The organism is Delftia sp. 11MD (assembly GCF_050907895.1).
Taxonomy (GTDB): domain Bacteria; phylum Pseudomonadota; class Gammaproteobacteria; order Burkholderiales; family Burkholderiaceae_C; genus Comamonas; species Comamonas tsuruhatensis.
On record NZ_CP194333.1, the window covers coordinates 2,144,985 to 2,157,463 of the forward strand.

Genomic DNA, 12,479 nt, shown 5'->3' on the forward strand with positions numbered 1-12,479 from the left:
ATGCACGCGCCGCTGACCCTGCTGTGCCTGCCGTGCGCAGGCGCCAGCGCCACCATGTACCTGCGCTGGCGCAGGCTGCTGCCCCACTGGATCCGCATTGCGCCCGTGGAGCTGCCGGGGCGGGGCAGCCGGCTGGGCGAGCCTGCGGTCGAGGACTTCGGGCAGCTGGTCTCGCTGCTGTGCGCCGAGCAGCGCCAGGCCATGCGCGGCCGCTTTGCGCTGCTGGGCCACAGCATGGGCGCGCTGCTGGCCTTCGGCATGGCGCGGCAGTTGCGCGAGCAGGGCAGGGAGCTGCCGCTGGCCCTGGTTGCCTCGGGCAGCCCGGCACCGGCCTGCCGCGATCCCGAGCGCTTTGCGGGCAAGGGCGACGATGCGGCGCTGATTGCCGATCTGCGCAGGCAGGGCGGCACGCCCGAAGAGGTGTTTGCCAGCCCCGAGCTCATGCGCATCACGCTGGATGTGCTGGGCTCCGACTACCGAGTCTGCGAGAGCTTCGGCCATGTGCCCGCTGCGGGCCTGCCGCTGCCGGTGCACGTCTTTGCGGGGCGGCAGGACGACATCGAGGCGCCCCGCGTCCAGGCCTGGTCGCAGGAGGCCGCCGGGGCCTTCACGCTGGACTGGTTCGAGGGCGGGCATTTCTTCATCAGGCAGCGCGAAGGCGATGTGCTGGCCGTGCTGGCGCAGCGCCTGGCCGGGTCCCAGTCACTCCAGGGGGAAATCCATGCAGCTCGTGTCCGTGCGTGAGGCCATGAGCCAGGGCATCGAGGTCTTCAGGCTGGACCTGGACCTGTCGGCCGAACTGAGCGACAGCCTGCCGCACCTGACCCCCGAGGAGCGCGGTCGCGCCGCGCGCTTCGTGCGGGCCGCCGACCGGCTGCGCTTCGCACAGACGCGCGCTGCCACGCGGCGGCTGCTGGGGCGCAGGCTGGGCTGCTGCCCGGCCGATGTGCCGCTGGCCATCGGCACGCACGGCAAGCCCTTCGTGGATGACGAGCCGCACAGGGCGCCTGTGTTCAACGTCTCGCATTCGGGCGGCCATGCGCTGATCGCGCTGGCCGACCCCGGTGGCGTGCTGCACCTGGGCGTGGACATAGAGCAGCACAAGCCCGACCTCGATGCCGAGGTCATGCTCGACGCCGTCTGCACCGACCAGGAACGCGCCAGCGTGCGCCGTGCGCCTGATCGGCTGGCGGCCTTCTACCAGCGCTGGGTGGGCAAGGAGGCCGTGCTCAAGGCCATCGGCATTGGCGTGGCCGAGCACCTGCGCTCCATTGGCATCAGCCCTGCGGGGGACGGCCGGCTGGGCATTGCCTGCGCCGTTCCCGAATGGAACCGTTTTCAAGCGATGGCGCTTCCAGCGCCGCCGGGCTACGCGGCAGCTCTTGCGTGGCGCACCAAGGAATCGACATGAACGAAACCCTCCAGCGCTTCGAGCGCAAGGCCCCCGCGGGCTCGCTGCTTCCCCAGCTCATCACGCCCGCCCAGCCGGGCCAGGACCTGCTGGCCGCGCTGCCGCCGCTGCGCCGCGACATCGACGAAGCCCTGCTGACCACGGGCGGCGTGCTGCTGCGCGGCTTTGGCGTGCCCGATGTGGAGACCTTCCAGCGCTTCGCCTCGGCCTTCGGCCATCCGCTGCTCAAGTACGAATTCGCCTCCACGCCGCGCAGCGCGGTCGAGGCCTCCAGCGGCGCGGGCGTCTACACCTCCACCGAATACCCGGCCCACCAGAGCATTCCGCTGCACAACGAGCAGGCCTACACGCGCGAGTGGCCCATGAAGATCTGGTTCCACTGCGTCACCGCATCGCCCGAGGGCGGCGAGACGCCGATTGCCGACAGCCGTGCGGTCTACCGCCGCATTCCGGCGCGCATCCGCGAGCTGTTCGAGCCCGGCATCCTCTACGTGCGCAACTTCGGTGAGATGGACGTGCCCTGGCAGAAGGTCTTCAACACCGAAAGCCGCGCCGAGGTCGAGGCCTTCTGCCGCCATGCGCGCATGGACTGGGAGTGGAAGGAGGACGACGGCCTGCGCACGCGCCAGCTCTGCCAGGCCATGGAAAGCCACCCCGTCACGGGCGAGATGGTCTGGTTCAACCAGGCCCACCTGTTCCACATCTCGGCGCGCGAGCCCGAGGAGCGCGAGGTGCTGGAGGAGGTCTACGGCATCGAGAACCTGCCGCGCAACACCTTCTTCGCCGACGGCTCCACCATCGGCGACGACATCTTCGCCGAGGTGCGCGCCGCGCTGGACGCCGAGACCGTCAGCTTCCCCTGGGAGCAGGGCGACGTGCTGATGCTGGACAACATGCTCGTGGCCCATGCGCGCTCGCCCTTCAAGGGGCCGCGCAAGGTCATCGTCGCCATGGCCGAGCCGCGCAGCAATCTGGACCGTTTCTGAGAACCCGGGAGGCAGCTGACATGCTGAGTGGACAAAGTGCAATCGCGGCAGCAGGCCAGGCGCCGGCCAGCCTGGTCGAGCATCTGAGGGGACTGGCGCAGCAGCGGCCCGACGACATCTGGCTCACCGTGGCCGCCGTGCAGGACGGCCGCGTGGTCGAGCGCAGCCACAGCTATGGCGAGTTCGACCGCCGCGTGCGCGCGCTGGCCGCCCGGCTGCAGCAGCTGTGCCCCGTGGGCGCGCGCGCCCTGGTGATGATGGACAACGACGAGCACTACGCCGCCAGCATGCTGGCCTGCTTCTACGCGGGCGTGGTCGCCGTGCCGGTGCCGCCGCTGGAATCGCTGCGCGTGCAGCACCTGGAGCGGCTGCTGGGCATCGTGGGCGACGCGGATGCGGCCTGCGTGATCAGCACGGCCGAAGTGATGCAGGCCCTGCCCGGCGCCGATGCGCGCTTTGCCGGCATTGCCGCCGTGGCCGCCGACCAGGTGGACCTGGCCGATGCCGAGGCCTGGCGGCCCCATGCGCCGGCTGCCGACGACATCGCCTTTCTGCAATACACCTCGGGCTCCACCTCGGCGCCCAAGGGCGTGATGGTCAGCCACGGCAACCTCATCGCCAACGAGGCCGCCATCCAGCAGCGCATGGACATCGGCGCGGGCGACCGCTTCATGTCCTGGGCGCCGCTGTACCACGACATGGGCCTGATCGGCGGCCTGCTGCAGCCCCTGTACAGCGGCCTGCCGCTGGTGCTGACCTCGCCGCGCCTCTTCCTGGAAAGCCCTGTGCGCTGGCTGGAGCTGATCTCGCGCCACCGCGCCACCATCAGCGGCGGCCCCGACTTCGCCTACCGCATGTGCATGGAGCGCATCAAGCCGTCGCAGCTGGTGCAGCTGGACCTGTCGAGCTGGCGGCTGGCCTACACCGGCGCCGAACCCGTGCGTGCCGACACCGTCACGGCCTTCGCGCAGCGCTTTGCCGCCTGCGGCCTGCGGCCCGACGCGGCCTATGCCTGCTACGGCCTGGCCGAAGCCACCCTGTTCATCACCGGCGGCAGTTGCGGCGCAGGCGCCACGATCACGTCCTTCGATACCGAGGCCCTGGGCCAGGGCCGGGCCGAGGAAAGCCCCGGCGCCTCGCAGACCACCGCGCTGGTGGGCTGCGGCCCCGCCGTTCCCGGCCATGCGGTGGCCATCGTCGATCCGCACAGCCTGCAGGTGCTGGAGCCCGGCCGCGTGGGCGAGATCTGGGCGCACGGCCCCAGCATCAGCCAGGGCTACTGGGGCAAGCCGCAGCAAACGCAGCAGGCCTTTGTCGAGCATGCAGGCCGGCGCTGGCTGCGCACGGGCGACCTGGGCTTCGTGCATGCTGGGCAGGTCCATGTGGCGGGCCGCATCAAGGACCTGATCATCGTGCGCGGGCACAACCTCTACCCGCAGGACATCGAGCGCGTGGTCGAGGCCGAGGTCGAAGCCGTGCGCAAGGGGCGCGTGGCCGCGTTTGCGGTGGACATCGATGGCCGGGAGGGCATAGGTATCGCTGCCGAAGTCTCGTTCGGCATGCAAAAGCTGGTGCCGGCCCAGGCCCTGGTCGATGCACTGAGCACCGCCGTGGGCGCGCAGTGCGGCGAGGCACCCCGGGTGATCGTGCTGCTCAACCCCGGCGCCTTGCCCCGCACCTCCAGCGGCAAGCTGCAGCGCGCAGCCTGCCGCCAAGGCTGGTCCGCGCGCACGCTGGATGCCTGGGCGGTGTTCGAGTCGGGCCGCTTCGCGGGCGGCGGCAGCCAGGCACCGCAGGAGGCGGGCGCGGCAGATCCCACCACAAGCACGCTGGCCGGCCTGTGGCGCGAGGTGCTCGGTGGCGATGCGCAGCCCGGGCCGGCCGGCGAGGCCAACTTCTTCGCGCAAGGCGGCAACTCCCTGGCCGCCGTGCGGCTGGCTGCGCGCATCTGCCGGCAATGGTCCCTGGAGTATCCGGCCGGGCGGGTCTTCGAGCACCCGCGGCTGCGCGACCAGGCGCAGGACATCGACCGGCTGTGCCAACAGCGCCAGCCGGGCATGGCGCTGCAGCGCATTGCCCCGCTGGCCGAGGCCCGCCGCGCCATGCCCCTGCCGCTGACGCCGGCCCAGCAGCGCCAATGGTTTCTCTGGAAGATGGATACGCGCAGCACGGCCTACCACGTGCAGGGCGCCCTGCGCATCACCGGGCCGCTGGATGCAGGCGCCCTGCGTGCGGCCGTGCAGGGCCTGGCCGAACGGCACGGTTCGCTGCGCACGGTATTCAACGCCCGGCCCGATGGGGAGGTCGAGCAGCGCCTGGACCCCCAGGGCAGGCTGGAGCTGCAGTGGCTGGATGCCGCGCAGGCCGCGCAGGGCAAGCCCGCGCAGCGCGAGGAGCACGCCGCCCAATGGCTGCAGGCGCTGTGCGCCCAGCCCTTTGATCTGCAGCAGGGGCCGCTGGCCAGGGCTGCCCTGGTGCGGCTGCAGGCCCATGAGCACATCCTGGCGCTGGTGATGCACCACATCGTCTCCGACGGCGCCTCCATGCAGATCCTGCTGGACGATCTGGCGGCGCTGTATGCCGGCGCCCCGGACAGCGGCCCGGCGCTGCAGTACGTGGACTACGCCGTCTGGCAGCGGGAGCAGGCTCAACAGGCCCAGCAAGGCCAGCAGGCCTCGCTGGCCTACTGGCTGGAACGGTTGCAGGTGCCCCCAGGCGAGGCCCAGCCTGTGCTGGCCCTGCCCACCGACCATCCGCGCCAGGCGCTGGCACGCTATCGGGCGGGACGGCACGGCTTCGAGCTGCCCGGCGCGACCTTGCAGGCACTGCGCGCGCAGGCCCGCCAGCAGGCAGACACGCTCTTCACGCTGCTGCTGGCAGGATGGCAGGCACTGCTGTACCGCTACACGGGCCAGGAGGACATCCGCGTCGGCGTGCCCGTGGCCAACCGCGCGCATGCCGACCTGCAGGGCGTGGTCGGCTTTTTCGTCAACACCCTGGTGCTGCGCAACCGCATCGACGGGCGCATGCGCCTGGCCGACGTGCTGCAGCAGGCCCGCGAGGCGGCGCAGGGCGCGCAGGCCCACCACGCGCTGCCGTTCGAGCAACTGGTGGAGGCGCTGCAGCCGCAGCGCAGCCTGGCGCACAGCCCCTTGTTCCAGGTGCTGTTCAATCATCTGGTGGAGGACTGGCACGCGCTGCAGCAGGTGCCGGGCTGGACGGTGGCCGGCCGGCCGCTGGCGGCCGCAGATGCGCAGTTCGAGCTGACCGTGGAAGTGCGCGAGCGCTCCGATGGCAGCCTGGGCATCAGCCTGGTCTATGCCCGCGAGCTGTTCGAGCCGGGCAGCATGCAGCGCCTGGCCGCCCACTATGCGGCCATGCTGGAGGCACTGGCGCACCAGCCCCAATGTGCCGTGGACGAGGTGCCGCTGCTGGGTCCCGAAGAACGCCAGCAACTGGCGGCCTGGAGCTGCAATGACCAGGTCCTGCACGGCGGCGACATCGTGCACCGCCGCTTCGAGCAGCAGGTGGCGCGCAGCCCCGATGCCCCGGCCCTGTGCCTGGGCGAGGCCACGCTGGGCTACGCCGAACTCAATGCGCGCGCCAACCGGCTGGCGCATCACCTGATTGCATCGGGCGTGCGGCCCGGCGTGCTGGTGGGCATTGCCATGGAGCGCTCCATCGAGATGGTCGTGGGGCTGCTGGCCATCATGAAGGCCGGCGCGGCCTATGTGCCCATCGACCCCGAGCACCCGGCCGACCGCATCGCCTACATGCTGGAGGACAGCGGCGTGTCCCTGGTGCTGGTGCAGCCGCAGGTGCGTGACCGCCTGCCGGCCAACTGCAGTGCCCAATGGGTCGATGTGCCGGGCCTGGCGTCCCGGCTGCAGGACATGCCGGCCCACAACCCGGCCGTTGCCCTGCATGGCGACAGCCTGGTCTATGTCATCTACACCTCGGGCTCCACGGGCCGGCCCAAGGGCGCGGCCAACCGCCACCGTTCGCTGTGCAATCGCCTGGCGTGGGGGCAGATGCACCAGCCGCTGGGCCCGGGCGACACGGTGCTGCAGAAAACGCCCTTCGGCTTCGACATCTCCTTCTGGGAATTCTTCTGGCCGCTGACCACCGGCGCACGCCTGGCGCTGGCCGCCCCCGGCGACCACCGCGATCCCCGGCGCCTGGCCGAGCTGATAGCGCGCCACCAGGTCAACACCATCCACTTCGTGCCGTCCATGCTGCAGGCCTTCATGGCGCACCCGGTGGCCGCCACCTGCCAGGGGCTGCAGCGCATCATCTGCAGCGGCGAGGCCCTGTCCGCCGAATTGCAGGCGGCCGTGCTGCAGGCCTTCCCCGGCACCCGCCTGCTCAATCTCTACGGTCCCACAGAGGCGGCCATCGAGGTCACCTGGTGGGACTGCCGGGACGAGGGCGCGTTGTCCGTGCCCATAGGCCGCCCCGTGGCCGGGCTGCGTACCCATGTGCTGGATGCCGCGCTCAACGAGGTGCCGCGCGGCGTGGTCGGCGAGCTGTATCTGGGCGGTGTGGGCCTGGCGCGCGGCTACTGGCGGCGGCCGGGCCTGAGCGCCGAGCGCTTTGTCGCCGACCCCGCCAGCCGCACGGGCGAGCGCCTGTACCGCACGGGCGACCTGGTGCGCTGGCGCGGCGACGGCCAGATCGACTACCTGGGCCGCGTGGACCACCAGGTGAAGATCCGCGGCTTTCGCATCGAGCTGGCCGAGGTGGAGGCGCAACTGCTGGCCCACCCCGCCGTGCGCGAGGCCGTGGTGGTCGCCCGCCAGGCGGCCGACGGCGCGCGGCTGGCCGCCTTTGTCTCGGTGCAGCAGGGGCAGACCCTGGACATGGCCGCGCTGCGCAGCGCGCTGGCCGCAGCCCTGCCCGACTACATGCTGCCCTCGTCCATCACCGTGCTGGATGCCTTGCCGCTGAACGCCAACGGCAAGGTGGACCGCAAGGCGCTGCCCGAGGCGCCCACCCTGCCGGCCCTGGAGCACCAGGCCTACGAGCCGCCCGAAGGCGGCGTGGCCGAGACCATTGCCGCCCTCTGGGCCCAGGTGCTGGGCGTGGAGCGCATAGGCGCCAGCGACAACTTCTTCGACCTGGGCGGGCATTCGCTGCAGCTCATCCGCGTGCATGGCCTGCTGGAGGCGCGGCTGGGCCGGGAGCTGTCCCTGGTCGATCTCTTCAAGCACCCCACGGTATCGGCCCTGGCGCGACGCATTGAGCAGGGCGCAGATAGCGAGGGCGAGGGCGACGGCGCCGCGCAGGCGGCCGCCGCCCGGGACGGCATGGACGCGGCCCAGCGCCGCCGCGAGGCGCTGCTGCAGCGCAAGCGCCACATCGAAAGGACCCTCTGATGTCTTCTTCCTCCGAAACCACCGGCCTGGAGATCGCCGTCATCGGCATGGCCGGGCGCTTTCCGGGCGCCGACGACATCGACCGCTTCTGGGCCAACATCCGTGACGGCGTCGAGTCCGTGAAGCGCTACAGCGACGATGAGCTGCGCGCCATGGGCGTGCCCCAGGCCCTGCTGGACGATGCCGGCTACGTGAAGGCCGGCGTGCCGCTGGCCGGCATGGACCTCTTCGATGCCGACTTCTTCGGCTACACCCCGCGCGATGCCGAGCAGCTGGACCCGCAGCACCGCCTTTTCCTGGAATGCGCGTGGCAGGCGCTGGAGCATGCGGGCTACGAGGGACGGCGCTACCCCGGCGCCATCGGCGTGTATGCGGGCACGGGCGCCAGCGTCTACCTGATGCGCCATCTGCTGCCCCGCCATGCGCCGGGCCCTGGCGCCCAGGTCGCCGATCTGCTGGGTCTGATGAGCGGCAACATGGCCGATGCCCTGGCCACGCGCGTGGCCTACAAGCTGGACCTGCGCGGCCCGGCCGTCACCGTGCAGACGGCCTGCTCGACCTCGCTGATGGCGGTGCACACCGCCTGCCAGGCGCTGCTGGGCCATGAATGCGCCATGGCGCTGGCCGGGGGCGTCTCGCTCAACCTGCTGCAAAACGGCGGCTACCGCTACCAGGCCGGCGCCATCTTCTCGCCGGACGGGCATTGCCGCGCCTTCGATGCCCAGGCCGCAGGCACGCTGCAGGGCAGCGGCGCGGGCATTGTGGTGCTCAAGCGCCTGGACGATGCGCTGCGCGACGGCGACACCATCCACGCCGTCATCCTGGCCAGCGCCGCCAACAACGATGGCGCAGACAAGGTGGGCTTCACGGCGCCCGGCGTCAACGGCCAGGCCGCCGTGGTGCGCGCGGCGCAGGCCCTGGCGGACGTGCCGGCCGACACCATCGGCTATGTGGAAGCCCATGGCACGGGCACGGCGCTGGGCGACCCCATCGAGATCGCGGCGCTGACCCAGGCCTTTCGCGCCAGCACGCAGCGCAGGGGCTACTGCGCCATCGGCTCGGTGAAGACCAATATCGGCCATCTCGATGCGGCCGCCGGTGTCACGGGCCTGATCAAGGCGGTGCTCTCGCTGCGGCATGCCACCTTGCCGCCGAGCCTGCATTTCGAGCGGCCGCATCCGCAGATCGACTTCGAGCGCAGTCCCTTCCATGTCAACACCGTGGCCAGGCCCTGGCCCCAGGCGGCCACACCGCGCCGCGCGGGCGTGAGCGCCTTCGGCATTGGCGGCACCAATGTCCATGTGGTGCTGCAGGAGGCTGCTGCCGCCCCTGCCACCTCTGCCGCCCCTTCCCTTACACAGGCGGATGCAGCCCGGGGCTGGCAGGTGCTGCCGCTGTCCGCTCGCAGCCCCCGTGCGCTGGATGAGTCGGCGCGCCGCCTCGCTGCCCATCTGCAGCAGGCCGGCAGCGGCCTGTCGCTGGACGATGTGGCCCACACCCTGCAGCAGGGCCGCCGCGCCTTCGGCCATCGCCGTGCCGTGGTGGCCGACGGCATGGGCATGGCGGTGGAGGGCCTGCACCTCTCTGCTGCTGCTGCGGTGGCGGCGTCGGCAGGCCAGGCCACCGAGGTGCCGGCACAGCCGCCCGGCGTGGCCTTTCTTTTCCCGGGCGGGGGCGTGCAGCACGCCAACATGGGCCTGGACCTGTACCGCGACGGCGGTGTGTTCCGGCAGGAGGTGGACCGCTGCTGCGAGCTGCTGCAGGCCGAAACAGGCTGGGACCTGCGCCAGTGGCTGTTCCCCGCCCCGGGTGAAGAGGTGGAGGCCGACGCGGCGCTGTCCGCCATGGACAAGGCCCAGCCGGCACTGTTCGTGATCGGCTATGCGCTGGCCCGGATGTGGATGGCGCGCGGCGTGCAGCCCGTGTCCATGCTGGGCCACAGCCTGGGCGAGTATGTGGCGGCCTGCCTGGCCGGCGTGTTCGAACTGCCGCATGCCCTGCGCATCGTGGCGGCGCGCGGCCGCCTGCTGCAGTCGCTGCCGCAGGGCGCCATGACCTCGGTGCCCCTGGCCGAGGCCGAGCTGCAATCGCTGCTGGATGCGGGCTGCGACCTGGGTGCCGTCAACGGCGAACGCCTGTGCGTGCTGTCCGGCCCGCTGGCCGCCATCGAGGCGGCCGAAGAGGCGCTGCGCGCGCGCGACATCACCGCCCGCCGGCTGCACATTGCCGTGGCCTCGCACTCGGCCATGACCGAGCCCCTGCTGGCGCAGCTGGAGCAGATGGTGGCCAGCGTGCCCCGGCATGCGCCGCGCCTGGCCTTCATCTCCAGCGTGACCGGCAAGCCCATCACGGCCGAGCAGGCCATGAACCCCGCCTACTGGGCCCGCCACCTGCGCCATACCGTGCGCTTTGCGGACGGGCTGGACGAGCTGCTGAGCGTGCCGGGCCGCGTGCTGCTGGAGGTGGGCCCCGGCCAGGCCCTTGCCGCCCTGGCCCGCCAGCATGCGCGCGCCGCCACGGCGGCCGGCATCTGGCCCAGCCAGGCCCATCCCCAGCAGACCGCACGCAGCGCGCAACTGCTGGCGCAGGCCGTTGCCGGACTGTGGTGCGCGGGCGTGGACATCGACTGGACTGCCTGCCGGGGCGGGCGGCCAGGCCGGCGCGTGCCGTTGCCGACCTATGCCTTCCAGCGCCGCTCCTTCTGGGTGCAGGCGGCGGGGCAGGGTGGCGATGCACCGAAAGCGGCAGGCACGGCAGGTCCCTCGGCGACTGCGGGTCCGTTCTACGCAGCCGCCTGGCAGCGCAGTCCTCTGCAGTTGGCGGCAGGCACCGCTGCCGCCGCAGCCCAGGTGGCCCTGGTGTTTGGCGACGGCAGTGCCACGGCCGAGGCCCTGGTGCACGCATTGCGCGCGCAGGGCGCCGATGTGGTCTGCGTGGAAGCGGGCGCCGCCCCCGCCTGCCTGGCCCCGGGCCGGCATGCCGTGCGCCCCGGCGAGCGCCGCGATTGCGAGGACTTGCTCGATGCGGTGCAGGCGCAGTTCGGCCCCGTGGGCGCCATCTACCACCTGTGGGCCATGGACGCGGCCGCCCCTGCGCCGCTGGAGCGCGGCTTTCACAGCGTGCTGGCCCTGGCGCAGGCGCTGGAGGCCCGTGCGCACGGCGCTGGAGGCCCGCGCACACGGCGGCTGCTGCTGGTGGCCGCAGGCGGTTCGGAAGATGTGACCGGAGCGGAAGCGCTGAACCCCGAGATGGCCGCCGTCTTTCCGCTGTGCAAGGCGATAGGGCAGGAATGCCCGTCCATCGACTGCCGTTTCGTCGATGTGGTGCAGGCGGGTTCGCCCGCAATGCAGGCCCGGCTGGCGCGCCAGCTGCTGGACGAAGCCCGCGCGCCGCATGGGCTGCGCGCGGCCGACACGGCCATCGCCCTGCGCGGTACCCACCGCTGGCGCAAGACCTACGAGCCCCTGCAATGGCAGGACGCCGCGGCGCCGCGCCTGCGCAGGCAGGGCGTGTACCTGATCACGGGCGGCCTGGGCGGCGTGGGCCTGGCGCTGGCCCGGCATCTGGCCGCGCACTGGCAGGCCCGCCTGGTGCTGCTGGGCCGCACGGCGCTGCCAGCACGCAGCCAATGGGAGGCGCTGGCCGCCGATGACGGGCAGCCGAGCACCCTGCGCCAGCAACTGCTGCAGCTGCTGGCCCTGGAGGCCGAGGGCGCCCAGGTGCTGACCCTGGCGGCCGATTTGGCCGACGCCGCGCAGATGCAGGCGGCGCTGGCGCAGGCGCACCAGCGCTTTGGCACGCTGCATGGCGTGGTCCATGCCGCAGGCCATGCCAACAGCGGCATGCTGTCCACCCGCACGCGGGACAGCGTGGAGCGCACGTTCGCCCCCAAGCTGCGCGGCACCCGGCTGCTGCTGGACCTGCTGGGCACGCTGGGCACGCAGGACGTGCAGGACGTGCAGGACATGCAGGCGCCGGACTTCGTGCTGCTGTGCTCGTCCATCTCCAGCCTCACCGCAGGCCTGGGCAAGAGCGACTACGCCGCCGCCAATGCCTGCATGGATGCATTGGCGGCACTGGCCAGCCGCCAGCGCGCCTGGCCCGTCATCTCCGTGGACTGGGACGCCTGGCGTGACCTGGGCATGGCCGCCGGCATGCGCATTCCCGAGGGCATAGGCTGGAGCGGCGCAGAAGCGGCAGCGGTGTTCGAACGCATCGTCAACGGCGATGTGCCGCACCAGGTGGTCATCTCCACCACCGACCTGCAGCAGCGCCTGGGCGAGATCGATGCCGGGCTGGTGGATGCGCTGGCAGAACCTGCCACCGAAGCCGTCGCCGAACCTGCCAACGGATCGCAGGCCCGTGGCGGCCATCCGCGCCCGGCGCTGCAGACCGCCTACGTTGCGGCCGAAGGCGAACTGCAGCAGGCCCTGGCCGCGCTGTGGACCGACATGCTGGGCATTGCCCCGGTGGGCGTGGACGACAACCTGTTCGAGCTGGGCGGCGACTCGCTGCTGGCCCTGCAGATCCTGGGCCGCGTGAAAAAGCGCTTTGGTGTCGAGCTGCACCCTGCGGCCTTCTTCAAGGCCCCCACCGTCGGCGAGCTGGCCGTGCTGGTGGAGACCCGGCTGATCGAGGAGATCGAGGCCACCGTTACCGATGAAGGCGATGCCCTTGCCGCCTTCGCATCTGCGTGAGAAGACCACC

5 protein-coding genes are annotated in these 12,479 nt (G+C 71.8%); all 5 read left to right on the top strand.

Annotated features, from left to right (window positions below):
- Genes ACRSCF_RS09645 through ACRSCF_RS09665 form a run of 5 tightly spaced genes read left to right on the top strand, consistent with a single transcriptional unit; the run spans nt 1 to nt 12,469 of the window.
- Nucleotides 1–744: a thioesterase II family protein gene (locus ACRSCF_RS09645; RefSeq protein ID WP_034363656.1), complete on the top strand. Its 744-nt coding sequence runs from the start codon at nt 1–3 to the stop codon at nt 742–744.
- Nucleotides 722–1,411: a 4'-phosphopantetheinyl transferase family protein gene (locus ACRSCF_RS09650; RefSeq protein WP_016451432.1), complete on the top strand. Its 690-nt coding sequence runs from the start codon at nt 722–724 to the stop codon at nt 1,409–1,411. The genes ACRSCF_RS09645 and ACRSCF_RS09650 overlap by 23 nt, the downstream gene beginning before the upstream one ends.
- Complete coding sequence (locus ACRSCF_RS09655) at nt 1,408–2,397, top strand: TauD/TfdA family dioxygenase (RefSeq protein ID WP_016450666.1); 990 nt, start codon at nt 1,408–1,410, stop codon at nt 2,395–2,397. The genes ACRSCF_RS09650 and ACRSCF_RS09655 overlap by 4 nt, the downstream gene beginning before the upstream one ends.
- A 20-nt stretch (nt 2,398–2,417) precedes the next feature.
- Nucleotides 2,418–7,772, top strand: coding sequence for a non-ribosomal peptide synthetase (locus ACRSCF_RS09660; RefSeq protein WP_244387949.1), 5,355 nt, complete (start codon nt 2,418–2,420; stop codon nt 7,770–7,772).
- Nucleotides 7,772–12,469, top strand: coding sequence for an SDR family NAD(P)-dependent oxidoreductase (locus ACRSCF_RS09665; protein ID WP_244387950.1), 4,698 nt, complete (start codon nt 7,772–7,774; stop codon nt 12,467–12,469). The genes ACRSCF_RS09660 and ACRSCF_RS09665 overlap by 1 nt, the downstream gene beginning before the upstream one ends.
- Nucleotides 12,470–12,479 lie beyond the last annotated feature (10 nt).